The organism is Burkholderia sp. Tr-20390, from assembly GCF_017104595.1.
Taxonomy (GTDB): domain Bacteria; phylum Pseudomonadota; class Gammaproteobacteria; order Burkholderiales; family Burkholderiaceae; genus Burkholderia.
Genome location: NZ_JAAGPC010000008.1, coordinates 49163 through 73271, shown reverse-complemented (window position 1 = coordinate 73271; position 24109 = coordinate 49163). Strand labels below are relative to the sequence as shown.

The window sequence follows — 24109 nt, the reverse complement described above, 5'->3', positions numbered from 1 at the left end:
GATGGAAATAAGCTCTACAGCCGCGGTGATTAATCTTTAAGCAGTGCGAGCCTATAGTTTCCTCACTGCCAGCGAGACTGGCACCCACCCAGGAGAAACCAAAATGAAGCCGCTGCACCTCGCCCTCGTTGCCCTGTCGCTCACCGCTGCTGTTGCTCACGCACAGCCGGCACCGGCAGACGTCGCACCGCAACAGGCGAACCGCGCCGAAGCCGTGAAGGCCGCCGGCCGCGTCGATCGTTCGCAATCGAAGCAGGAAGACCCGAACGCGTGTGTCGGCCCCGTCAGCTTCTGCAACATCTACTTCGGCAGCTGAGCATGACGCCGCGTCGTCACGGCCAGGCCCGCACCGCCCGCGTTGCATCCATGGGCGAGCGGCGGCCCGGCCGATCGCCGCATCGCCGCTCCCCTGCGCGCCGCTTCGATTGAAGCGGCGCATGCCGTTTCAGGCGCCGCGCCCCGGCCGCCAGCCCACCTCGCGCAACGCATCCAGCAAGCGCGCCTGCCCCAGCCCTTCGACCCGCGCCCCGCGCGACTCGACGTCGCCGCCCGCGACGAGCGCATTCACGATCGCTTCCTCCACCGCTTCCGCCGCCGCCACGAACAACGCGGAAATATGGTCGTTGTTGACCATCTTCACGCCGGTGGTCGGCGCGCCCTTGCTGCCGTAGTTCGCCGCCGGCAGGCCGTCGTTGCCCGTGGCGAACGCCAGGAAGATGTCGCCGCTCGAATCCTCGGTGCCGCCGCCGACGCGCGCCAGCCCGACGCTCGCGCGCTGGGCGAGACGCGTGCACTGGTGCGGCAGCAGCGGCGCGTCGGTCGCGATCGTCACGACGATCGAGCCCATCCCGGCCTCACCCTGCGCGTCCGGCGCGCGGAACGGAGAAGGCACGTGCCGCAGCACTTCGCCGACCGGATAACCGGCCACGCGCAGCATCTCGCGCACGCCGTAGTTCGCCTGCACGAGCGCGCCGACGGTCCAGCCGCCCAACTCGGCCGCGAGCACGCGCGACGCGGTGCCGATGCCGCCCTTGAACTCGTGGCAGATCATCCCCGTGCCGCCGCCCACGCCGCCTTCGGCAACCGGCCCCGACTGCGCGGCGGCCAGCGCGCGCTGCACATGCGCGGCGTTCACGTGCTGGCCCCAGATGTCGTTCAGTAGCCCGTCGTAGGTTTCCATCACGACCGGCATGCACCAGTACACGCGGCCCGCCGCCGCTTCGCGCTCGTTCGCGACGAGCGCATCGCGCACTGCGCCAACGCTGTGCGTGTTCGTATAGGCGATCGGCGTGGTCAGCAGGCCGGCCTCGCGGATCCATTCGAGCCCCGTCGCGTCGCCGTTGCCGTTCAGCACGTGCACGCCCGCGAAGCACGGCGAATCGTGCGCGGCGCCCGCGCGCGGCTCGATGACGGTGACGCCGGTGCGGATCGACGCGTCGCCGTTCTCGACGTTCAGCGTGCAATGTCCGACCCGCACGCCCGGAACGTCCGTGATCGCGTTGAAGCGGCCCGGCGTGCCGAGCCCGATGCGGATGCCGAGATCCCTCGTGCGCATGATGCAATTCCTCCCGTCTTTCAATGGTTCGGTGTTTCGATGTTTCGGTACGGCAAGCTTTCGATCCCGCGCTCAGAGCATGCGGAAGGCTTCGCTGTGGCGCGCCCAGACCACATACATCACGAGCGCGGCGACCAGCAGCCCCGCGATGATGATCAGGTCGGTCGGTTTCGTGGCCGTTGCGAGCGTGGTGTAGAGCGTATACGCGGCGCCGGCTACCGCGACGAGCGGCGTCACGGGCCACAATGGCATCCGGTAATGATGCTCGACGTCACGGCGCACGAAGCGGCTCGCGAGCGCGGCCAGCCCGACGACCAGATAGATCAGCAGCAGCAGGTCGACCGTGAACGCGGTCAGCTCGTCGAGGCTCGACACGAACACGAGCCCCGCCGACGGCACCGCGAGCGCGATGGTGGCGAGCCAAGGCGATTCGAAGCGCGGATGGATCGTCGAGAAGGCGCGGTTGCAGGTGCGCGACCAGAGCGCGTGCCGGCCGCTGCTGTACAGCAGCCGGCCCATCGTGATCACGATCGCGATGATCGCGTTGAACACCGACAGGAAGATCCCGCCGCTGACCACGCGCGACACGGCCGGGTTGCTCAGCGAACGCACGACATAGCCGATCGGGTCGGCGCTCTTCGTCAGCTCGGTCAGCGAAGGCGCACCGAGCACGATCGCGGTGAGCGGAATGAGTTCGACGACGAGGATCACGAGCAGCGAGTAGATCACCGCCTTCGCGACATTGCGGTTGCCTCCGCGCAGGTCTTCCGCGAGATAGGCTGCCGAGCCGAAGCCGTTGTAGCAGAAGATCGCCGTGCCGATCGCCGGGACGATCGCGGCCAGTGTCGCCGGCACGAGCGCATTGCCGCTCGCGACGACCGGCGCGATCAGCGCGTCGGCGCCGCGATGCGGCGAACCGAAGCCGAGGCCCGCGATCAGCATCAGCACGCCGATCTCGACGACGAGAAACGCGCCCGTGATCCACGCGTTCGTCTTGATGTTCAGCATGCCGAGCAGGTAGCTGAGCAGCACGATCGTCAGCGCGACCGACTGGTTGCTGAAATGCGTGCCGAGCGCGTTGTTCAGGTAAGGCGCGGCGCCGCTCGCGAGCACCGCCGGGATGAACACGCTGACGGACAGCACCGTGATGAAGGTCAGATAGCCGGGCAGCGTGCCGAACACGCGCTTGGCCATCACGTACTCGCCGCCCGCGCTGCGGTGCGCGGCACTCAGCTCCGCATAGCAGAGCGCGAACGCCAGCGCGAGCACGCCGCCGAGCAGGAACGACAGCACGGCGCCGCTGCCGGCCTGCTGGATCGCGAACGGCGCGATCACGAAGATCGAACTCGCGGGCGTCACGCCCGATACGGTGATCATCACCGCATCGCGCACGCTGAGCGTCTGCGACAGCGCGCGCGGCGCGTCTTCCGTTGCAGGCGCCGCTTGCAGCGTGCCCGTCGATTCCGACATCATCGCCATTTCGTTCTCCTGTGCTTGGGCCAATCCTTTGCCACTTTTTTTTGAACGCCCATACTCGGGCCCGATTGATTGCGTGGCAGTCTAGGAAGCCAATTTCAGGACCGCTATTCCCCCTTCGTGTTACGCCCTTCCGGTGGTGGTATGGATCGTCTCTTTTCCGAAATCGCGATGCACCAGGCGCTCGGCCGCGCAATCGATCATCTCGGCCAGCCGCGCTTCTGGCGGTTCCTGGTGCTGCTGCTCAATGAAATGGTGCCGTTCGACAATGCGCTCGCGACCGCGATCGGCCGCGACGGCGTGCCGCTCGTGCTCGACGAATACGACACGGGCGGCACCGACGCCACATCGCCCGTGCCGCTCTACCTGAACGGCGTGTATCTGCTCGACCCGTTCCTGCAGGCCGCGCACGACGGGCTCGCCGACGGCTGCTACCGGCTCGAGGAAGTCGCGCCCGACCTGTTCCGGCAGAGCGAATATTTCCTGAGCTACTTCCGCGACGCGGTCGGCGACGACGAAATCCAGATCCTCGTGCGGCCGAACGCCGACATGCTGCTCTCGCTGTCGCTCGGTGCGGGCACGCGGTTCGACGTCGAGCCGCTCGGCAAGCTGACGGCCGCGATGCCGTGGGTGCTCGCGGCGATCCGGCAGCACTGGCGCCTGGTGGGCGACGCGGCGCGCGCGACGCCCGATGCCGATCTCGGCGCGCGGGTCGAGCAGGCGCTCGCCCGCTTCGGCGCGGGCGTGCTGACCGATCGCGAGATGTCGATCGCGAGAATGGTGCTGCGCGGCAATTCGTCGAAGGCGATCGCCGAGCGGCTCGCGATATCCCCCGAAACGGTGAAGGTGCACCGGCGGCATTTGTACGCGAAGCTCGGGATTTCGTCGCAGCCCGAGCTGTTTTCGCGCTTCATCCAGGCGCTGGGGGAAGACGCGGCCGGATGACTGCATCGCTGCCGACGGATGGCAACCGGCGTGGAATCGGGCACACTCCGTGAAGCGCCGCATGCCGCGGTCATCCGGTAACGCCGATGCGGATGCGCCGTCGACAACAGGATTGCCCGACAACAGGAGTCCCGATTCATGTCGCTCATTCCGATCATCGGACTTGGCTGGCTGCTGCTGTGTGCGATCAGTGCCGTATCGATCGTGCTTATCCCGCCGGTGGTGCTGGTCGCTTGCCTGATGGGCAAGAACGTCTGGTCGCTCCTGACCCGCGGCCGGCTGCAGTTCGCGTTCCTCGCCTACCTGGGCTCCGCGCCGGTGCCGGCCGTCTTCACGTTCCTGCTGGAAGCCGGCGCCTCGGCCGGGAGTCACGGCGGCGTGGCGTCCGACAGCCTGCGCCAATGGAACGAACAGTTCTTTTTCGTGTTCGTCGCGGCGGCGGCACTGAGCGGCCTGCTGTTGCTGGTGCGGCCGAAAGACAGGCAAACAGCGAACGCCGAACCGTCGCAGCCTGCGCGATAGCCGGCACGCGAACGACGGCGCGCCAAGCCGCCTGCACGGGTCTCGAGCAGGGGCATCGTCATGCGCTGATTCTCGCTACGTCTACGTCTACGTCGACTTCCACTTCGCGCCGATCTGCGCGAGCCCGGCGTGCTTGAGGTCGTCCGGCAACATCACCACGCGGAACTCGCAGTCCGCATTCAGCATCAGGAACCACGGCTCCGCGAGCGCCGGGATCTGCGACGGATCGTTCAGGTCGACGATCACGACCGCTCCGCGCCCGCCGTTCTGCTCCGTGAAATACACAGCCTCGGGCTTGACCGCTTCGAGTATTCGCCCGATCACGTCGCCGACGCTGCCGTCGCGCACCAGCGTGTTGAACGGCTCATGAGGGATTCGTATGTTGAGAAGCATGCGCATGACCATCCTCCTTGGGCTGCGCCCGGACTGGGCCCTTCAAGCATAGGTGCTGCGCGATGCCGCGCCAGTGGCGCCGAACGCAGGGGCCGGCACGCGTTTACGTTCCGACGATTCCATTTCGTTGCGTGTCGCGTATCAGCCAGCCTGCCGTCGCGTTCGATATCTGTCGTCGACTCAGCGGCACGCTCGCCCGGCCGCGCTGTCCGCATCACGCGGAACGCCCATCCGCCGCCGGCGCGATCGCGAGATGCAGCGGCCGGTCCGGCCGCAGCGTCACGTTCAGCACCGGCCGCGGCGGCTTCATGCCGGGCGGTGCCGACAATGCGTAGCGCTGCAGGATCATCGCCGCGACGACCGTCATTTCCGTCATTGCCAGATGCTGCCCGAGACACACGCGCGGGCCCGTGCCGAACGGCATGTAGGTGCCGCGCGGTGCGGCCGGCGCGTCGTCGGCAAAACGCTCGGGGCGAAACACGTCGGGCGCGTCGAACCATCTCGCATCGCGCTGCATGAGCTGCAGCGGCAGCATGAACAGCGTCCGCGCGGGAAACTGCCACGGCCCCAGCACGATCGGTCGCGACGCGCGGCGGCTGATCAGGATCGGCGCGGACGGATACAGGCGCAGCGTTTCCTCGAGCGTGTGCGTCAGGTAGCGTAACGACGCTCGCGTCTCGGCGGACGGTGCGCAACCGCCCAGCACGCGTGACACTTCATCGCGCGCGGCGGCCTGCGCCGCCGGATTCGTCGCCATGCACCACGCCCACCAGGTCAGCGCCCCGGCCGTCGTTTCGTGGCCGGCGAGGAACGCGGTCATGCATTCGTCGTGCACGGCCTGCAGCGGCCAGCGCCGCGCGTCGTCCCGATGCAGCCGCAACAAGCGCGACAGCAGATCGTCGGGCCACGCTCGCGCCGGCAGGTCGAGACGCGCATGCAGTTGCCGGTCGATCAGCCCGTTCAGCACGGCCATCGCCCGGGCCTTGCCGCGCTTCCACGGTACCCAGTCCGGCGTGCTCGCGGGCCAGTAGAAATCGGCGTTGGCCGCCGCGCTCACCGCCCGCACGGCTTCCTCGGCCGCGCGTGCGTCGTCGCCGATCGCGTCGGAGAACATCGTGCGCATGATCACGTCCATCGCCAGCGACGTCAGCGCGCTTTCGATCGGCCAGTCCGGATCGCGCGCGGGCCACTGCGCAAGCGCATGTCCGGCCGTCGCCGCGATCGACGGCACGAACGTCTGCACCGCCTTCGGCATGAAATTCGGTTGCAACGCCTGCCGCTTGTCGCGCCACGCGTCGCCTTCTGCGATCAGCACGCTATGGCCGTGGACCTGCGCAAACACGCGGACGGCACGCTCCCAGCGCCTGAGCGCATCGTGATGCGTGACCAGCAGTTCGCGCACGAGCGCGGGATCGGTCACGACCACCGCATGCTCTGGCCACATTCGCAAGTGCATGACATCACCGTATTCGCGCCGCCAGCCGGCCAGCGTGCCGAGCAGGTCGCCCGACATCGCGCGCAGCAGCCCCCAACCCGTCAGGCCGGCACGCGGCCCCGGCGGCCATACGCCGGGCGGGTGAAGCACGGGCGCCGCAGCAGCAGCGCCCGTATGGAATGGACATGAGGATGTGGATCGCGTGTTCATGGGCCGGATTGTCCGCACCGACATGGCGGCGGTCTTGAACGCAAACGACATCGACACGCGTCGGGCCGCTCCCTATACTCCAGCGTCATGTTCTCCGACCCGTCATCGATCCCGCTGTCGTGCCCCGATCCGCTGGCCCGCGCCCCTCGCGTGCCGGGCGACGGGCGGGCGCCGCATGGACGGCTGTACCCGGCGCCGGCTGCCCTGCAGGGCGCGGTGGTCGCGATCGTGTTGCACGATACGCGCGGGATCGCATTGAGCGACGCGCAGCGGCTCTCGCATTTTCCGGCCACGCCGCTCGTGTGCGTGTCGTGGTATCGGGATCTCGACGCGGGCTTCGTCGAACACACGGCCGACGGGCCCCGGTGGCGCCCCTTCGGTGCCGCCGTGACGCTGTCGGGCAGCCATTCGGCCCCTACCGTAGCCTGGGCGCCGACGGGCGGACGGATCGGCATGATCTGCTTCACCGCCGATGCGGCGCGGGCGCTGTTCGGCATCGCGCTGGCGGACATCCACGATCGCGTGCTCGACGCCCATGCGTGCCTCGGCCACGACTGGCATCCGCTGCTCGACGCGCTGGCCGGCGCGGACCGCGATGCCGATGCGCTGGCGGCGATCGAACGTCATCTTGCACCGCGCTGGCAGGCGTTACGGCCTGCGACGCCGCTTTCGTCGTTACGCAATGCGGGACGCAGTTGGGTCGAGCGCCTTGCGCTGCAGGCGCGCGAATGGCGGGATACCCACAGCCCGCGGCAGGTCGAGCGGCGGATCAAGACCTACAGCGGCCGGTCGCTGCGCGAATGGCAAACGCTCGTCAGGACGGAAAGCGCGTTCTTTGCGGCGCGCGACCGGTACGAAGCCGGCGCCGCATTCAACTGGGCCACGCTGGCGCTGGACGAAGGGTTCGCCGACCAGGCGCACCTGAGCCGCGAGGTCAAGCGCATCACGGGGTTCTCGCCGAGCGAATTCACGCAACGCTTCATCGACGACGAATCGTTCTGGATGTACCGGCTGTGGGTGTGACGATCGGCGGCGCACCGGCATGGACGCCTGCCCGAGCACAGACATTCCAAGAGTAGAATGTTAGGCGTTTATCTGAGCCACGCCCGTCGCGCCACGCTCTGCCATCCCGCCGCCCGCATCATTCCAGGAGCCCGTGATTGAACCCGTCGTCGTCGCCCCCCGAGCGCAAAGGGGTCGCCCTTTATGCGCGGATTGCCAGCCTGCTGCGTGGACGCATCCATCAGGGCGAATGGAAGCGCGGCGACCAGTTGCCGCCGATTCCCGAGCTGTGCGCGTTCTATCAAGCGGGCACGATCACCGTGCGCCAGGCGCTGGCCGAGCTGAGCGCCGAAGGGCTCGTGAGCAGCGCCCGCGGCCGTGGCACGTTCGTCACAGCCGATGTCGTCTCGCCGGCGGATAACCCGGCGCTGCGCGCCGCGATCAACGATCCGCTGCAGCTTGCGCCCGGCCAGACGCTGCGCGTGCTGCTGCGCGAAGCTGTGACCGCACTGCCCGCCGCATTGCAGACGGGCCAGCCGATGCGCGCCGCCTACATGCGGATCCGCACGCTTCAACTGCACGACGGCACGCCTTACGGCATGATGGACAGCTTCGTCGCACGCGAAACCTACGACCGGTTTCCGAAAGGCAGCGACGCGCGGCACAAGGTCGGCTATCTCGTTCGTCAATACAACCGCCTTCCGCTCGCGAAGGCCCGCCAGGAAATCACGGCCGCGTATGCGGACCAGGAGACGGCCGACCTGCTCGCGTCGGACGGCGCCGACTGCAGCATGGCCGACATGCTGATCCGCATGCGCCGCTGGTGGACCGACGGCGGCGGCTGCATCGTCCACGCGGGGCTCTATCTCTACCGCGCCGACCGCTTCGTGCTCGATATCACGCACGATCTCGACGGCGACGATCGCAGTGCCGACCTGATCCCGTCGCCCCGCTCAGGCGCCCGGAAAAGCGCGCGCAAGCCGGCGGCCTGACGCGCTCACCGCGTCACGCCGGCGCACCGCCATCGTCGTCGCCCATCGCACCGTAGACCCAATGCCGCAGATCGCGGCGGATCCGGTACGTCGTCGACGGCAGCAGTTGCGTCATGAACACGACGATCAGGTCCTCGGCCGGATCGATCCAGAAGGCGGTGCTGGCGCCGCCGCCCCAGAAGTAATCGCCGACGCTGCCCGGCTGCATCGTCGCGGCCACGTCCTGTGTCACCGCGAAGCCGAGCCCAAAACCGAGCCCCGGGTAGACAGCCTCGCTGAACGTGGAACGCGACATCCGGTCGAGCGTCTGGCCGCCCGGCAGATGGTTGATCGTCATCAGCTCGACGGTTTTCGGGCTCAGGATCCGGTGCCCGTCGATCGACCCGCGGTTCAGCAGCATCCGGCAGAAGCGCAGGTAATCGCCGGCCGTCGACACGAGCCCGCTGCCGCCCGATGCCAGCGCAGGCGGCCGGAGAAACGCGCTGGCCGCCGGGTCGTCCTGCAACACGAGGCCGCCATCGGCGCCCGGGCGATAGCACGCGCACAGACGCTCAGCCTGCTCGTCCGGCACGAAGAAGCCGGTGTCGGGCATGCCGATCGGGTCGAACAGCACTTGTTTCAGGTAGTCGGCAAACGGCTGCCCGGAAATCGTCTCGACGAGATAGCCGACCACGTGCGTCGCGACCGAATAATTCCATTCGTTGCCCGGCGAGTAGTCGAGCGGCAGCCTGGCCAGGTCCGCGATCATGCCGTCGAGTCCGCCCGGGTTGCCCGGTTCGCCGAGCGCGAGTTCCCGGTACGCGGCATCGACGTTCGTGCGGGCCTGGAAGAAATACGACAACCCGGCCGTATGGCGCAGCAGATCCACCATCAGCATCTCGCGTGCGACGGGCCGGGTCTGGAACCCGCCGAGGCTTCGTGCGCCGGCCACGGCAACGCCCAGATCCTTCCAGGCCGGAATCACGCTCGATACGGGATCGTCCAGCGCGACCAGCCCCTGTTCGACCAGCGTCATGAACGCAACGCTCGTGATCGGCTTGGTCATCGAATAGATGCGGAAAATCGCGTCCTCGCGCATCGGCTTCGCCCGCTCGATATCCATCGATCCAACGACGTTCACGTGCGCCAGCTCGCCACAACGATGAATCATCGTCACTGCCCCCGGCAAGCGCCCGGATGCCACGTACCGTTCGTTCAGCCGCGTGTCGAGCGCCATCAGCCGCTGCGACGACAAACCCGGATGTGCCACCTTCGTCATGCCCCTGCTCCTCTTTCCACTTCGGTCTCGACACGCCGGCGCCCGCGCCACCACGCTTCTGACAGGACGCTCATCCGGCTAAAACATTCTAAAGATAGAACTATATCATTTTAAAGAATGCTCGAACCACCGCGACTCATCGGCGACACCCCGCGCGCCCCATGCAGGCCGGTTGCCCGATTCGAGACGCCCGGGCATGATGTCGCGAACCCCGGCGGCGGCCCTGCAAACCGTTACCCGCAACGCGCCGCCAATCGCGCCGGCCGGGGCCGCCTCTGCCCACCTCCGTCCGCTCATGTCATTACGCGCATTCAGAACGCTGGTCGCCATCGCCCGATACCGTACATTCGCGCGCGCCGGCGAAGCCATCGGCCTCACGCAATCGGCGGTGAGCCTGCAGATCAAGACGCTCGAAAGCGAATACAACGTGCAGTTGTTCGATCGCTCGCGCCGGCAGCCGGTGCTCACCGAGGCCGGCAACATCCTGCTGGCCCAGGCCGAGCAGGTGCTCGCGATGGTCGACCGGATTCCCGACGCGCTCAGCGACGAGAAGAAGCTGGTCGGCCGCCTGCGGATCGGCGCGATCCAGACCGCGCTGTCCGGCCCGCTGCCCGACGCGCTGCTCGCGCTGCGCGCGGCGCACCCGCGGCTGCGCGTGCACGTGTCGGCCGGGATGTCGGCCGAACTCGCGAACCGCGTCGCGGCCGGCGAACTCGATGCGGCGATCACGACGCGCCCCGTGCGCCCGCATCCGGCGGAACTGACGTGGACCACGCTGTACGAGGATCGCTTCTGGCTGCTCGCGCCGCCGGACCAGGCGGAACGCGATGCGGTCACGCTGCTCGATGCGCTGCCGTTCATCCGCTTCGATGCACAGGCTTGGGCCGGCCGCATGATCGCCGCCGAGCTGCGCCGCATCGGTGTGCGCGTACGCGAGGAGATGGTGCTGGACAGCGCGGAAACGATCGTGCGCATGGTCGCGAGAGGGCTCGGCGCGGCGATCGTCGCGCTCCCCGATGCGACGCTCGCGCGGCTGCCGCCCGTCACGCGCTTGCCGTTCGGACAGCCGCAAATGGGGCGCGCGGTCGTCCTGCTCGAACACCAGTCGCGTCCGGCCGAGCGTTTCGCACGTGCACTGGCCGCGGAAGTCACCGCGTCATCGATGAGAATTTCTCATTGAACACCTGATAATTAACCATTATTCCTGTTGCTTGCGCGTGTTAACTTGGCGGCATCGTCACTCTTTCGATTGCGTGTCGCCATGTTGCCCGCCGGATGGATTCCCGCCTCGTTCCCCCGTTTTACGTGCCCGCCGCTCGCGACGGCCCGCACCGCCTGCACGGCCAGCACGGCTCGCGTGAACGCGTGTCGATGATCGGCCCGATCCTGCTCGCGCTGGCACCGGTTGCGCTGCTGGTCGCGTTCGGCCACGGCCTGCGGCGCACGGGCTTCATCGGCGATGCGTTCTGGCCGCAGGCCGAGCGGCTGTGCTACTACGTGCTGCTGCCCGCGCTGTTCGCGGACGGCCTCGCGAACGCACGGCTGCAATCACTGCCCGTTTTACCGCTCGCGGCGGCGCTGGTCGGTTCGACCGCACTCGCCGCGGCGCTTCTCCTGCTGGTCCGCCGGTTCGTGCGGGTCGACGGCGCCGGCTTCACGTCGGTGTTCCAGGGCGCCGTGCGCTTCAACAACTATGTCGGCACCGCGCTCGCGGCCGGCCTGTTCGGCGCAAAAGGCATCGCGCTCGCGGCTGTATGCGTCGCGGCGATCGTCCCGACCGTCAACCTGATGTGCGTGCTCGTGTTCGCGCGCTACGGCGACACGCGGCTCGGTGCGGCGGCGCTCGCGCGCCAGATCCTGTCGAATCCGCTCGTCGTCGCGTGCGCGCTCGGGATCGCGATGCAGGCCGGCGGCGTCACGTTCCCGGCGGCCGTCGAGCCGGCCGTGCGCGCGCTCGGCGTCGCGTCGATGCCGCTCGGCCTGCTGTGCGTGGGCGCGGCACTGAGATTCGGTGCGGCGCGTGCGTGGCTGCAGCCGGTGTGCGTCGCGTCGGCATTCAAGTTCATGGCGATGCCGCTCATCACGCTCGCCGCCGGCCGCCTGTTCGGACTCGGCGATGCGGCGCTGACCGTCGCACTGCTGTTCCAGGCGCTGCCGACGTCGTCGGCGTCCTACATCATGGCGCGCCAGCTCGGCGGCGACGCGCCGCTGATGGCCGGCATCACCGCGTTCCAGACAGTCGCCGCGGCGCTCGCGATGCCGGTCGTGCTGACCGCGCTCGCGTCGGCGCCCGTGTTTCGCTGACGACGCAACATCCACCCGCATTCCCCGGAATCCAGACTGCCAGCCGGCCACCGCGCGATTCCGCATCGTCGGCCGCGCGCGGTCGCTCACGCGTTGCCGCAGGCGCAAACCAAGAAACCCCGTCACATGAACGCCCCCGCCCCACCCGCCGCCCTCGTCGCCACCCGGCCGCACGCGGCCATCTACGTGAAGCTCACGCTCGTCGCGCTGTTCTGGGGCGGCACGTTCATCGCGGGCCGGATCCTGGCCGCGTCGATGTCCGCGACCGCCGCGGCCACCGGCCGCTTCGCGATCGCCGCGGTGCTGCTGGTCATACTGACGTGGAAGATCGAAGGCGGGCTGCCGAGGCTGAACGGCCGCCAGATCCTGACGACGTTCGGGCTCGGCGCGACCGGCATCTTCCTGTACAACGTGTGCTTTTTCGCGGCGCTCGCGCGGATGCCGGCGGGCCGCACCGCGCTGTTCGTCGCGCTGAACCCGGTCGCCACCGCCGTGCTGCTGTCGATCGTCGTGCGCGGGGAACGCCTGTCGCTGTCGCGCTGGGCCGGCATCGCCGTCGCGCTGTTCGGCGCGCTGGTCGTGATCAGCCGCGGCGACTTGCTGCGGGTGCTGACCGATCTCGGCAACACGTTCGGCTCGGGGGAACGCTTCATGCTGTGCGCGGTGCTGAGCTGGGCCGCCTATACGGTGATCGGCCGACGCGCGCTCGACGGGCTGTCGCCGCTCGCGGCCACGACGTATGCGGCGCTGTGGGGCCTCGCGCTGCTGATCGGCGCGCACCTGTTCGGCTCGCCCGCCGGCAGCGGCACGCCGCTGACGTGGCAGGCCGTCGCGTCGATGCTTTACCTCGGCGCGATCGGCACGGTGGTCGCGTTCGTCTGGTATTCGCAGGGCATCCGCGAACTCGGGCCGGCCCGCGCGGCCGTGTTCACCAACCTGGTCCCCGTGTTCGGCGTGCTGCTGTCGGTCGCGCTGCTCGGCGAGCCGTTGTCGCCGTCGATGCTGGCCGGCGGTGCGCTCGTGATCGCGGGCGTCGCGCTGACCAATCGCGCGCGGCGCTGACGCATCGGCATGCGCCCGTCGCGCCCAAGGGGACGGATGTCGAATCCCGGCGCCGGAGCATGACGACCGTCGTGTCACGCCCACGCGCGGCCGATACGCCCCCCGATCTCCTCGCAGCCCCGCCAAAAACCGCCTATCGTGAATGGAGCGCCCCGTTCACCGCCACTCGACCCTGCGTCGCTCGCACCGGCGGTAACGGCACCGCGTTCCGGCACCATTCATCGCGATCCTGGCGCACGCTCGCCCGTGCACGATCGCGGCCGCCCACCGGATTACAGGAGGCCCTCATGAAAGCCGCGCTGCTCGTCAGTTCCGCCCTGCTCGCCATTGCATCCGCTTCGGCGTCGGCCCAAGGCTCGATCACGAAAGTCGAAAACGGCGCGCTCGTCGCCGCAAACGGGATGACCGTCTACGCATTCGACCAGGACAAGCCCAACGCCGGCACCAGCGCCTGCACGGGCCAATGCGAATCCTTCTGGCCGCCCTACAAGGCCAGCGCGACCGATGTCCCGGTCGGCCCCTACACGATCATCAAGCGCGATGACGGCAGCCCGCAATGGGCGTACAAGGGCAAGCCGCTGTACTTCTTCTCGAAGGACATGAAACAGGGCGACCGCAACGGCGACAACTTCAAGAACATGTGGCACGTGGTGGCGCCGTAACCGCTCTCCCGCCGTCTTCCGCGCGCGTCGAGCGGACGTAAAAGAGCCCGCGCGGATCGTCGATCCGGGCGGGCCTTGTCGCGGTCACGCCGGCCGCATTGCATGGTGTTGCCCGCCGTCAGGCAGGCGGACGACGCATGCAGCCGGGTGGCGCGTCAGCGGTTCGACGGGAAGCTGAACACGGTGCCTTCGCGCACGCCGGCCGACGGCCAGCGCTGCGTGATCGTCTTGCGCTTCGTGTAGAAGCGCACGGCGTCCGGGCCGTACGCGTGCAGGTCGCCGAACAGCGAACGCTTCCAGCCGCCGAACGAGTGGTACGCGACCGGCACCGGCAGCGGCACGTTGATGCCGACCATGCCGATCTGGATGTTGTCGCCGAAGTAGCGCGCGGCCTCGCCGTCGCGCGTGAACAGGCACGTGCCATTGCCGTACTCGTGCGCGTCGATCAGCGCCATCGCCTCGTCGAGCGACTTCAGGCGGATCACGCCGAGCACGGGCCCGAAGATCTCATGCTGGTAGATCGGCATGCCGGGCTTCACGTTGTCGAACAGGCACGGGCCAAGGTAGTAACCGCCGTCGTGGCCGTCGACCTTCACGCTGCGGCCGTCGACGACGAGCGTCGCGCCCGCTGCCACACCGGCTTCGACGAAGCCCGTCACCTTCTCGAAATGCTGCCGCGTGACGAGCGGGCCCATGTCGACGCCCGCGCCGTTGCCCGGGCCGACCTTCATCTTCTCGATCTCGGCTTTCAGGCCCGCGACGACCTGGTCGCCCGTCTCGTCGCCGATCGCGACGACCAGCGGAATCGCCATGCAGCGCTCGCCGCACGAACCGTACGCGGCGCCCATCAGCGCGTTCACCGCGTTGCCGATGTCGGCGTCCGGCATCACGACCGCGAAGTTCTTCGCGCCGCCGAGCGCCTGCACGCGCTTGCCGTGCGCGCAGCCGGTCGAGTAGATGTACTCGGCGATCGGCGTCGAGCCGACGAAGCTCACCGCCTTCACGCGCGGGTCGGTCAGCAGCGTGTCGACCGCTTCCTTGTCGCCGTTCACGACGTTCAGCACGCCCGGCGGCAGGCCCGCCTCGAGCGCGAGCTCGGCCATGCGCAGCGTCGACGACGGCGTACGCTCCGACGGCTTCAGCACGAACGTGTTGCCGCACGCGACCGCCATCGGCCACATCCACAGCGGCACCATCACCGGGAAGTTGAACGGCGTGATGCCGGCCGCGACACCGAGCGCCTGGAACTCGCTCCACGAATCGATCGCGGGGCCGACGTTCTTGCTGTGCTCGCCCTTCAGCAGCTCGGGCACGTAGGTCGCGTATTCGACGTTCTCGATCCCGCGCTGCAGCTCGCCCATCGCATCGGCGAGCACCTTGCCGTGCTCGGCGGTGATCAGCGCGCACAGCTCGTCGGCGTGTTCCTCGAGCAGCGTCTTGAAGCGGCTCATCACGCGGGCGCGCTTCAGCGGCGGCGTATTGCGCCAGGCCGGGAACGCGGCCTGCGCGGACGCGATCGCGGCTTCGACGGTCAGCTTGTCGGCGAGCGCGACGCTCTTGTGCGATTCGCCGGTGGCCGGGTCGAACACCGGCTGGACGCGGCTGCCGCCGTCGACGCGCTTGCCGTCGATCAGGTGGCCGACGGTGGAGGTCACATTGCTGTCGTGTTTCATGTATCTGACTCTTTCGTGAATTCGGTTATCGCTCAGGGCAAGCCGCGGCTCAGTCCACTTCGTTCAGTGCGTCGGACAGCGCGTTGACCAGGTTGTCGATCTCGCGCTTCTCCGAGATGAACGGGGGCGCCAGCTGGATCGTGTCGCCGCCGTAGCGCACGTAGAAACCCTTCGCCCAGCAGCGCATCGCGATCTCGTACGGGCGCCGTGCCGGCTCGCCCGGCAGCGCCGCGATCGTCAGGCCGGCAGCCAGCCCGTAGTTGCGGATGTCGGTGATGTGGCGCTGGCCCTTCAGCCCGTGCACCGCCGCTTCGAAATGCGGCGCGAGATCGCGCACGCGGGCCACCGCGTCTTCTTTCACCAGCAGGTCGAGCGCCGCGACGCCGGCCGCGCATGCGACCGGGTGCGCCGAATACGTGTAGCCGTGCGGGAACTCGAGCATGTACTCGGGGCCGCCCGCGGCCATGAACGTGTCGTAGATTTCCTTCGTCGCGATCACGCCGCCGAGCGGCTGCACGCCGTTCGTCACCTGCTTTGCGAAGTTCATGATGTCCGGCACCACGCCGAACGCATCGGCGCCCGTCATCGCGCCGGCCCGGCCGAAGCCCGTGATGACTTCGTCGAAAATCAGCAGGATGTCGTGCGCGGTACAGATGTCGCGCAGGCGCTTCAGATAGCCCTTCGGCGGCACGACCACGCCCGCCGAACCGGAGAACGGCTCGACGATCACGGCCGCGATGTTCGATGCGTCGTGCAGCGCGATCAGCTCGAGCAGGCGGTCGGCCAGCTCGGCGCCGTGCTCGGGCATCCCGCGCGAGAACTTGTTTTCGGCGAGTTGCGTGTGCGGCAGGAAGTCGGCATCGAGGCCCTGGCCGAACAGCTTGCGGTTCGGCCCGATCCCGCCGACCGAGATGCCGCCGAAGTTCACGCCGTGATAGCCCTTCTCGCGGCCGATCAGGCGCGTCTTCGTGCCCTTGCCCTTCGCGCGCCAGTAAGCGCGGGCCAGCTTCAGCGAGGTATCGGCCGCTTCCGAGCCCGAACCCGTGAAGAACACGTAGTCGAGGCCGGCCGGCGTCAGGTCCTTGATCTTGTTCGCCAGCTCGAACGATTTCGGATGGCCGAACTGGAATGCCGGCGCGTAGTCGAGCTGCGCGACCTGGCGGCTCACGGCTTCGACGATTTCCGTGCGACCGTGACCGAGGCCCGTGCACCAGAGCCCCGACAGGCCGTCGAAGATCTTGCGGCCTTCGGCGTCCGTGTAATACGCGCCCTTGCCCGACACGATCATGCGCGGATCGGCCTTGAACTGGCGGTTGGCCGTGAACGGCATCCAGTGCGCGTCGAGCCACGCGGCGTCGGTGCGGAGGTTGGTTTCGTCGTGCTGGGCGGTGGTGATGTCGGTCATGTCGGTCGGCGCGGGGCGCCCCTCCTCCTTATGTTGATATTGCGCATTGTCGGGAGGCCAATTAGTCTTTTGAATATCGCAATATCAATGTTCACTTGCGCATCTATGCAAGCAAAGCAACCGAAGAGTCGCGCGCTGCTCGGGCAGCTCAGCGACATGGATCTCCGCCTGCTGCGGGTCTTCAAGGGCGTCGTGCAGTGCGGCGGGATGGCCGCGGCCGAACTGGAACTGAATATCGGCATCTCGACCATCAGCCGGCATGTGAAGGATCTGGAAACGCGCCTCGGCCTCGTGCTGTGCCGGCGCGGCCGCGCGGGCTTCACGCTGACGCCCGAGGGCCAGACGGTGTACGAGGAGACGTTGCGGCTGCTCGCGTCGATGGAAGCATTTCGCAGCAGGATCGACGGCATTCACGACCGGATGGGCGGCGAACTGCACATCGCGGTATTCGACAAGACGGCCACCAACGCGAACGCGCGGCTCGGCGACGCGATCCGCCAGTTCGCCGACGAAGCGCCCGACGTCGCACTGAACCTGCATGTCGCGTCGATCAACGAGGTCGAGCGCGGGATCATCGACGGCAGCTATCAGGTCGGGATCATTCCCGCGCACCGCAACTCGGGCAGCCTCGTGTATTCGGAGCTGTTCGACGAACGGATGCTGCTCTATTGCGGCCGCCAGCATCCGCTGTACGATGCGCCGCACGGCAAGCTCACGTGGACGACGATCCGCAATCATGCGTTCGCGGGCCTCGGCTTCCATTCGCCGAACATGGAGCTGAGCCATCGCGCGAAGCTCACGCGCAGCGCGACCGCGTCGGACCAGGAGTCGATCGCGACGCTGATCCTGTCCGGCCGCTATCTCGGCTTCCTGCCCGACCATTACGCGGAAAGCTTCGAAAACAAGGGGCTGATGCAGCCGATCGCGCCGCACCGGTTCAATTACCGGTGCCGGTTCGTGAGCCTGCTGCGGCGCTCGCCGCGGCCGTCGCGGGCTGCGTTGCTGTTCCAATCGTGCCTGGAAGCCGCGCATGCTGCGGCGCGGCCGGCGGCGTAACGACTGCCGCGGCTGAGTGGCTGAGCGGCTGAGTGGCTGAGTGGCTGAACGGCTGAGTGGCTGAACGGCTGAACGGCTGAACGGCTGAACGGCTGAACGGCTGAACGGCTGAACGGCTGAACGGTCGGGCAGCCTACGTCGGTTTCACCGCCGGTCAAGCGCCATCGCCCGGGCCCGCCTGCGCACGCATCCGCTTCATGAAATGCGTCGCGACGAGCGCCGCGGCAAAACCGGACATCGCGCCGACACCGAGCGCCCAGCGCGGGCCGAGATGATTCGCGACCCAGCCGGCCACCGGCGCGCCGATCGGCGTGCCGCCGAGCGCCACCGCGAGACGCAGCGCCATCACGCGGCCACGCATCGCCGGCTCGGTCGATAGCTGCACGAGGCTGTTGGTCGAGTTCATGAAGGTGATCGCGGCGATCCCGGTCAGCACGAGCGCGGCGCCGAACAGCCAGTAACCCGGCGCCAGCGCGGCCAGCGTGCAGCCGAGTCCGAACAGCGCCGCGCCGATCCACAGATGCCGGAAACGCGGCCGGTCGCGGCGCGCCGCGAGCAGCGCACCGGTAATCGTGCCGACGGCCATCATCGACGACAGCACGCCGAAGCCGCGCGCGTCGACGTGAAACACGCTGGCCGCCATCGTCGAGATGAACAGCTGGAAATTGAGCCCGAACGTGCCGATCAGGAACAGCATCACGAGGATCGCCTTCAGGTCCGGGCGCTGCCATACATAGCGGAACCCGTCGAGCAGGCTCCCGCGCGTGCGGTCGGCTCGCGCATGCGCGCGCAACTCGTCGGCACGCAGCATCGACAGCGACGCCAGCACCGCGACGAAGCTGAGCCCGTTGAGCAGGAACGCCCAGCCGGTGCCGACCGACGCGATGATGAAGCCGGCCGCCGCCGGCCCGATCATCCGCGCCGCGTTGAACGACGTCGAGTTGAGCGCGACGGCGTTCGCCAGTTCCCGATCGGCGACCAGCTCGGCAACGAACGTCTGCCGCACCGGCGCATCGAACGCCGACGCACAGCCGAACAGGAACGCGAACAGATACACGTGCCACAGCTGCGCGACGCCGGTCACCGTCAGCAGCCCCAGCAGGAGCGCGAGCCCGCCCATCAGCGCCTGCGTTGCCATCAGCAGCTTGCGCTGGTCGAAACGGTCGGCCGCGTAGCCCGTCCACGGCAGCAGCAGAAGCTGCGGGCCGAACTGCAGCGACATCACGATGCCGACGGCCGACGCGTCGTGATGCGTGAGCTGCGTGAGGACGAGCCAGTCCTGCGCGGTGCGCTGGATCCACGTGCCGATGTTCGACACCAGCGAGCCGATCGCCCACACGCGATAGTTGAAGCTGCGAAGCGAGCGGAAGACGCCCGCCGCCGGCACGCTCATGGCCGCTCCCGGTCGGGCTCGTTGCCGCCGTGCAGCTCACCGAAGCGCCGCGCGAGGAACAGGCCGAGCGCGAGAATGCCGAGGCCGAACGCCGCCGCGTCTGCCGTGATGCGGAGATCGAAGTCGCCGACCCTGCACACCAGCACGTAGGCAATCACGAGGTTCGCGACACCCCACAAGACATTCACCGTGGACGACGACAACCCGCGCCCGGGCGGATTCGCGAACGGCGTCTGGAACGGCTCGCCGCGCAACCCGCTGACGAGATGCGGCACGACGTTCGCGAGAAACGCGCCGCCGAAGAAATACGACACGAGATGCGGGAGATTCATGTTCGGGCTGTCCTTTCGGCGAGCGGGGCGGTTTACGGACGCGGCGGTTCCTGAAATTCGGCGAGCCGCTGCAGCAGTTTCACGGCCGACGCGAGCTCGGCCTGCTCGGCCTCCGACAGTTGCGCGTGCAGCGCGCGGAACAGCCAGTCGTCCTTGGCCGCGCGGTTGGCCTGCAGCGCCTTGCGGAAACCGGGCGTGAGCGCGATCAGCGTCTGCCGGCCGTCGGTGGGATCGGGCTCGCCGCTGACGGCGCCCAGCGTCTCGAGCGTCGCGACCGTCACGCGCATCGACTGCGGCCGCACGCTTTCGGCGCGCGCGAGCGCCGACACGGTCGCGGGGCCGTCGCGGTCGAGCCGCAACAGCACCGATTTCTGCGATGACGTGAGGTCGTTCGGGTGGACCTGTTCCCGCATCCGCCGCATCAGCTTGCCGACCGAGATGCGAAGTTCGCCGGCGAGACCGGCCAGTGGGAGCGCTTCGGAAGGAGGCAATGGCGTGTTCATGAATTCAAGATAGCAGATATACAGTCAAACTGTACAGTTTAGCTGCATATTTCAAGCTGTAAGGATCGCCGCGTCGCATGTGCTCGAAAGCCCACGCTATACGTCCCGCTCGGCTGCACAAGCCGTGCTCTGCGATAATGCGGGCTCCCCATTTCCGCTCCGCCGCCCGCCATGACGCAGCCGTCCGCCCCGCTCTCCACCGACCTGCCGCCGATCTCGTGCCTGCCCGGCGACGCGCTGCCGTGGCTGCCGATGAGCGCCGACCTGCCGGGGCTGGCGATCAAGTACCTGCACATCAATGCGGCCGAAGACACACTCACCGCGCTGCTGAAGATGCCGGCCGGCGGCACGCTGCCGCGCCACCGTCATGAAGGCGAGGTGTTCGTCCATACGTTGCAGGGGGCGTGGCGCTACCGCGAATACGACTGGGTGGCGCACGCCGGCTCGACGGTGCTCGAACCGGCCGGCTCGGTGCATACGCCGGAAACGCTCGGCGCGCCGGGTGAGGACGTGATCACGCTCAACGTGATGCGCGGCGATCTCGTGCTGCTCGACGATGACGGCCGCGAGACCGCGCGCGAGAACTGCCGCGTCGCGCTGCTGCGCCAGCGCAAGCATGCGCGTACGGCACCGGACGACGCCGCGCCGTTCGTCACGCGCTAAGGCAGGCGCCACCGTCGCGTCACGATCCGCGTGGCGCCCGCACTCCCTGTCGACCGGATGGCCGCCGGTGCGCGTCGCCGGCCGCCCCGATCGTCACCGAAAGCGCCGGAAAAACGTCCGAATATCGTCGGCCAGCCGATCCGGCTCTTCCATCGCCGCGAAATGGCCGCCGCTCGGCATGTCGGTCCATTGCACGACGTCGAACACGCGTTCGAGCCAGCTGCGCGGCGGACGGCTGATTTCCTTCGGAAAGCGCGCGAACGCGACGGGCACCGTCACGCGTTGCCCGGCCGCGAAGCGCATGGGCTGCAGGCGGTTTTCCCAATACATCTGCATCGATGAGCCGATGCAGCCGGTGAACCAGTAGAGCGAGATGCCGGTCAGCAGCGCATCGTGCGAAAACCGCCGTGCGACGTCGCCGTCGCAATCGCTCCACGCGCGGAATTTCTCGGCGATCCAGGCGGCCAGTCCGGCCGGCGAATCGTTGAGCGCGACGGCCAGCGTCTGCGGCTTCGTCATGTGCACATGCGCGTAGCCGCCTTCCAGCGCGGCCCACTCGCCGCGCTGCGTCACGAAGGCCCGTTCGTCGTCGGTCAGCGGCACGGCCGCGTCGGCCGGAGGTTCGTAGCTGCCGGGCAGGTAGTTCAGATGGATGCCGTCCACCCGGTCGGCATGCCGCGCGCCGAGCGCGATCGACACGCCTGCGCCGAGATCGCCGCCTTGTGCGCCGAAGCGTCGATAGCCGAGGCCGGACATCAACGCCGCCCAGCAGTCGGCGACCCGCAATGCCGACACGCCGGGTGCCGTTGGCGCGGGCGAGAACAGGAAGCCGGGCAGCGACGGGACGACGACATCGAACGCGTCGTCAGGATCGCCGCCGAATGCCGCCGGATCGCACAGGCGCTCGATCAACGCGGCGAATTCGAACACGGAGCCCGGCCAGCCGTGCGTGATGACGAGCGGATAAGGTTTCGGTCCCGCCCCACGCCGATGGATGAAGTGCACGCGCTGCCCGCCTGCGTCCGCGACGAACTGCGGCAACCGGTTCAGCGCACGTTCCACCGCACGCCAGTCGAAGCGCTCGGCCCAGTAGTCGGTCAGTTCGCTCAGCCACGCGCCGTCCACCCCCTGCTGCCACGGCTCGGCGGGCGTGAGCAACGGCGGGCGGCGGGCGCGCAGGCGCCGGCGCAGGTCATCCAGCGCGTGATCGGGTATCGCAATCTCGAACGGCTCGGCGTGCATGGTGTCTCCTCGCGAAACGTGCCGGAGATTCTGCGCGATTTTTCCGACGCGCGCTGGCGTCCCGCGCCCGCGGGCATCAGCCCGCTTCCCGCTCGTCCGCACGCGCGTCGCGCCGCATCGCCTGCGGCGGGACGCCGAACCCGCGCACGAACGCCTCGCGCATGTGGCGGCGGTCGCGAAAGCCGTTTTCCTTCGCGATCACGTCGAGCGAATGGCGGCTCTGCTCGATCATCAGTCGCGCGCCCTCCAGCCGCAGCCGCTCGATCGCCTTCGCCGGCGACTGCCCCGTTTCGAGCGTGAACACGCGGCTGAACTGGCGCGGGCTCAGGTGGACGGCTTCGGCGAGATCCTCGACGGTCAGCGCGCGGCCGAGATTCTGCCGCGCGTAGTTCAGCGCGTTCTGGATCCGGTCGGATTTCGGCGCGAGCTCCAGCATTTCGGAATGCTGCGACTGGCCACCGGCGCGCCGCTGGTGCATCACGAGCTTGTGCGCGACCGAGCGGGCCGCATCGGCGCCGAGATCCTTTTCCACCATCGCGAGTGCGAGGTCGAGGCCGGCCGTCATCCCGGCCGACGTCCAGATCGGGCCGTCGACGATGTAGATCCGGTCGTCCTCGACGCGGATCTCCGGATAGCACCGCTGCATGTCGCGGCCGAACGCCCAGTGCGTCGTCGCGCGGCGCTGCACGAGCAGCCCGGCTTCGGCCAGCACGAACGCGCCCGTGCAGATGCCGGCGATCCGCCGCGCGCGTGCGTTGGCGCGGCGCAGGAACGCGACGACGCCGGCCGGCGCCGGCGAAGCGAGCGGATCATTGACGCCCGCGACGATCCACGTATCGACGGCGATCCGCCCGCGCAGCGCGTGCGTGGCGACCGGCAGCCCGAGCGACGAGCGCACGTCGCCGCCGTCGACGGAATAGATGGCCATCCCGTAGAACGGCTCGCTCATGCCCATGTTCGCGTACTCGAACACCGATTGCGCGGCGAGCGCCATGATCTGGAAGCCGTCGCTGATCAGAAAGCCGATGCGGTGCATGTGGGTTCTCCCGTCCCGGGCGAAGGGGTCGACCCGATGTCCTGAATCATACCCATCTACGTCATTTGTGTCGCAACGATTCGGGACCAGAATGGCTTCACGCCATCCGGCCATTTCCCTCGAAACGGAGCACATCATGACGCAAGCACATCGCGGTACCGCCCTCATTACCGGCGCCTCGTCGGGCATCGGCGCCGTCTACGCGGACCGCCTCGCGCGCCGCGGCTACGACCTGATCCTGGTCGCGCGCAATCGCGACCGCCTGGCCGCCCTCGCCGACCGCATCACGAACGACACGCAGCGCAGCGTCGAGATCATCGACGCCGACCTCAACGACCGCGCGGCACTCGCCGCCGTCGAGGCGAAGCTGAAGCAGGATGCGAGCATCACGCTGCTGGTGAACAACGCGGGCATCGGCACGCACACGCCACTGCTCGACAGCGACATCGATGCGATGACGCGGATGATCGACCTCAACGTGACCGCGCTCACGCGCCTCACCTATGCGGCGGTGCCCGGCTTCGTCGCCCGCGGCAACGGCGCGGTGATCAACATTTCGTCGATCGTCGCGATCTCGCCGGAAACGCTGAACGGCGTGTACGGCGGCAGCAAGGCGTTCGTGCTCGCGTTCAGCCAGTCGCTGCATCACGAACTCGCCGACAAGGGCGTGCAGGTGCAGGCCGTGCTGCCCGGCGCGACCGCCACCGATTTCTGGCAAACGGGCGGCCTGCCGCTCGAGCACCTGCCGAAGGAAATCGTGATGTCGGCGACCGACATGGTCGACGCGGCGCTGGTCGGCTTCGATCGTGGCGAACTCGTGACGATCCCGTCGCTGCACGCGGGTGACGAATGGGCCGCGTACGAGGCCGCGCGCCGCACGATGGCACCGCACCTGTCGGCCGATACGCCCGCGCCGCGTTATTCGACGGCGGGCTGACCACGCGACGCTCGCAGGTCGAAAGCAATAGCCGCGTCGAACCCCGGGAGGTG

24 protein-coding genes are annotated in these 24109 nt (G+C 68.3%); 12 read left to right on the top strand and 12 right to left on the bottom strand.

The annotated features are described in order from the left end of the window. The first annotated feature begins 103 nt into the window (after positions 1-103). Positions 104-316, top strand: coding sequence for a hypothetical protein (locus G3N98_RS04475; protein ID WP_166952807.1), 213 nt, complete (start codon positions 104-106; stop codon positions 314-316). Positions 317-445: 129 nt separating this feature from the next. Here the strand turns inward: G3N98_RS04475 and G3N98_RS04470 are convergent, their stop codons facing one another. Together G3N98_RS04470 and G3N98_RS04465 are read right to left on the bottom strand one after the other, a co-directional pair. Next, entirely contained in the window at positions 446-1555 is a 1110-nt protein-coding gene (locus tag G3N98_RS04470) for a P1 family peptidase (RefSeq protein WP_206147371.1), read from the bottom strand. Positions 1556-1627: 72 nt separating this feature from the next. Beyond that, complete coding sequence (locus G3N98_RS04465) at positions 1628-3034, bottom strand: APC family permease (protein WP_206147369.1); 1407 nt, start codon at positions 3032-3034, stop codon at positions 1628-1630. 141 nt (positions 3035-3175) lie between these two features. Between G3N98_RS04465 and G3N98_RS04460 the strand changes: the two genes are divergently transcribed. Beyond that, positions 3176-3976, top strand: coding sequence for a helix-turn-helix transcriptional regulator (locus G3N98_RS04460; RefSeq protein ID WP_206147367.1), 801 nt, complete (start codon positions 3176-3178; stop codon positions 3974-3976). A gap of 138 nt (positions 3977-4114) precedes the next feature. Then, positions 4115-4498, top strand: a complete 384-nt coding sequence (locus G3N98_RS04455) for a hypothetical protein (RefSeq protein WP_089474806.1) — start codon at positions 4115-4117, stop codon at positions 4496-4498. An 87-nt stretch (positions 4499-4585) separates the two neighbouring features. Here the strand turns inward: G3N98_RS04455 and G3N98_RS04450 are convergent, their stop codons facing one another. Further along, positions 4586-4897: a panthothenate synthetase gene (locus G3N98_RS04450; RefSeq protein WP_089474805.1), complete on the bottom strand. Its 312-nt coding sequence runs from the start codon at positions 4895-4897 to the stop codon at positions 4586-4588. A 208-nt stretch (positions 4898-5105) separates the two neighbouring features. Further along, positions 5106-6536, bottom strand: a complete 1431-nt coding sequence (locus G3N98_RS04445; protein ID WP_206147365.1) for a cytochrome P450 — start codon at positions 6534-6536, stop codon at positions 5106-5108. 87 nt (positions 6537-6623) lie between these two features. Between G3N98_RS04445 and G3N98_RS04440 the strand changes: the two genes are divergently transcribed. Both G3N98_RS04440 and G3N98_RS04435 read left to right on the top strand, forming a co-directional pair. Continuing rightward, positions 6624-7559: a helix-turn-helix domain-containing protein gene (locus tag G3N98_RS04440; RefSeq protein ID WP_206147358.1), complete on the top strand. Its 936-nt coding sequence runs from the start codon at positions 6624-6626 to the stop codon at positions 7557-7559. A gap of 137 nt (positions 7560-7696) precedes the next feature. Beyond that, complete coding sequence (locus tag G3N98_RS04435) at positions 7697-8530, top strand: GntR family transcriptional regulator (RefSeq protein ID WP_089474803.1); 834 nt, start codon at positions 7697-7699, stop codon at positions 8528-8530. A 13-nt stretch (positions 8531-8543) separates the two neighbouring features. Here G3N98_RS04435 and G3N98_RS04430 read toward each other — a convergent pair whose 3' ends face one another. Continuing rightward, entirely contained in the window at positions 8544-9788 is a 1245-nt protein-coding gene (locus G3N98_RS04430) for a serine hydrolase domain-containing protein (protein WP_089474802.1), read from the bottom strand. A 295-nt stretch (positions 9789-10083) separates the two neighbouring features. Here G3N98_RS04430 and G3N98_RS04425 point away from each other — a divergent pair, with 295 nt between their 5' ends. From G3N98_RS04425 to G3N98_RS04410, 4 genes are all read left to right on the top strand, one after another. Then, positions 10084-10968: a LysR substrate-binding domain-containing protein gene (locus tag G3N98_RS04425; protein WP_206147356.1), complete on the top strand. Its 885-nt coding sequence runs from the start codon at positions 10084-10086 to the stop codon at positions 10966-10968. 191 nt (positions 10969-11159) lie between these two features. After that, a complete protein-coding gene (locus tag G3N98_RS04420) occupies positions 11160-12092 on the top strand; it encodes an AEC family transporter (RefSeq protein ID WP_206147401.1) in 933 nt (310 codons plus the stop codon). A 126-nt stretch (positions 12093-12218) separates the two neighbouring features. Next, complete coding sequence (locus G3N98_RS04415) at positions 12219-13154, top strand: DMT family transporter (protein WP_206147354.1); 936 nt, start codon at positions 12219-12221, stop codon at positions 13152-13154. Between the two features lie 287 nt (positions 13155-13441). Further along, positions 13442-13816, top strand: a complete 375-nt coding sequence (locus G3N98_RS04410; RefSeq protein ID WP_089427567.1) for a hypothetical protein — start codon at positions 13442-13444, stop codon at positions 13814-13816. Positions 13817-13971: 155 nt separating this feature from the next. On the opposite strand, the gene G3N98_RS04405 is transcribed toward G3N98_RS04410, so the two are convergent. Both G3N98_RS04405 and G3N98_RS04400 read right to left on the bottom strand, forming a co-directional pair. After that, positions 13972-15489 (bottom strand): CoA-acylating methylmalonate-semialdehyde dehydrogenase, encoded by a 1518-nt coding sequence (locus G3N98_RS04405; protein WP_089474798.1) that lies wholly within the window; start codon positions 15487-15489, stop codon positions 13972-13974. 49 nt (positions 15490-15538) lie between these two features. Beyond that, on the bottom strand, positions 15539-16894 hold the full coding sequence (locus tag G3N98_RS04400; protein ID WP_089427569.1) for an aspartate aminotransferase family protein: 1356 nt from the start codon (positions 16892-16894) through the stop codon (positions 15539-15541). Positions 16895-16999: 105 nt separating this feature from the next. Here G3N98_RS04400 and G3N98_RS04395 point away from each other — a divergent pair, with 105 nt between their 5' ends. After that, positions 17000-17950 carry a LysR family transcriptional regulator gene (locus G3N98_RS04395; RefSeq protein ID WP_089474797.1) on the top strand — a complete coding sequence of 317 codons (951 nt, stop codon included), beginning with the start codon at positions 17000-17002 and terminating at the stop codon, positions 17948-17950. A gap of 154 nt (positions 17951-18104) precedes the next feature. On the opposite strand, the gene G3N98_RS04390 is transcribed toward G3N98_RS04395, so the two are convergent. From G3N98_RS04390 to G3N98_RS04380, 3 genes are read right to left on the bottom strand one after another with little or no spacing between them, the layout of a single operon-like run. Next, positions 18105-19343, bottom strand: a complete 1239-nt coding sequence (locus tag G3N98_RS04390) for an MFS transporter (RefSeq protein ID WP_206147352.1) — start codon at positions 19341-19343, stop codon at positions 18105-18107. After that, the gene (locus G3N98_RS04385; RefSeq protein WP_174974429.1) at positions 19340-19675 is read right to left on the bottom strand and encodes a hypothetical protein; all 336 of its coding nucleotides are present in this window, start codon (positions 19673-19675) and stop codon (positions 19340-19342) included. Before G3N98_RS04385 ends, G3N98_RS04390 begins: the two co-directional genes overlap by 4 nt. A 32-nt stretch (positions 19676-19707) precedes the next feature. Next, positions 19708-20178: a MarR family transcriptional regulator gene (locus tag G3N98_RS04380; protein ID WP_175038635.1), complete on the bottom strand. Its 471-nt coding sequence runs from the start codon at positions 20176-20178 to the stop codon at positions 19708-19710. Positions 20179-20349: 171 nt separating this feature from the next. Here G3N98_RS04380 and G3N98_RS04375 point away from each other — a divergent pair, with 171 nt between their 5' ends. After that, positions 20350-20841 (top strand): 2,4'-dihydroxyacetophenone dioxygenase family protein, encoded by a 492-nt coding sequence (locus G3N98_RS04375; RefSeq protein ID WP_047850045.1) that lies wholly within the window; start codon positions 20350-20352, stop codon positions 20839-20841. A gap of 93 nt (positions 20842-20934) precedes the next feature. On the opposite strand, the gene G3N98_RS04370 is transcribed toward G3N98_RS04375, so the two are convergent. Both G3N98_RS04370 and G3N98_RS04365 read right to left on the bottom strand, forming a co-directional pair. After that, entirely contained in the window at positions 20935-22083 is a 1149-nt protein-coding gene (locus G3N98_RS04370) for an epoxide hydrolase family protein (RefSeq protein WP_206147351.1), read from the bottom strand. Positions 22084-22159: 76 nt separating this feature from the next. Then, the gene (locus G3N98_RS04365) at positions 22160-23119 is read right to left on the bottom strand and encodes a helix-turn-helix domain-containing protein (protein WP_206147349.1); all 960 of its coding nucleotides are present in this window, start codon (positions 23117-23119) and stop codon (positions 22160-22162) included. Positions 23120-23255: 136 nt separating this feature from the next. Between G3N98_RS04365 and G3N98_RS04360 the strand changes: the two genes are divergently transcribed. After that, positions 23256-24056 (top strand): SDR family oxidoreductase, encoded by an 801-nt coding sequence (locus G3N98_RS04360; RefSeq protein WP_089474791.1) that lies wholly within the window; start codon positions 23256-23258, stop codon positions 24054-24056. Positions 24057-24109 lie beyond the last annotated feature (53 nt).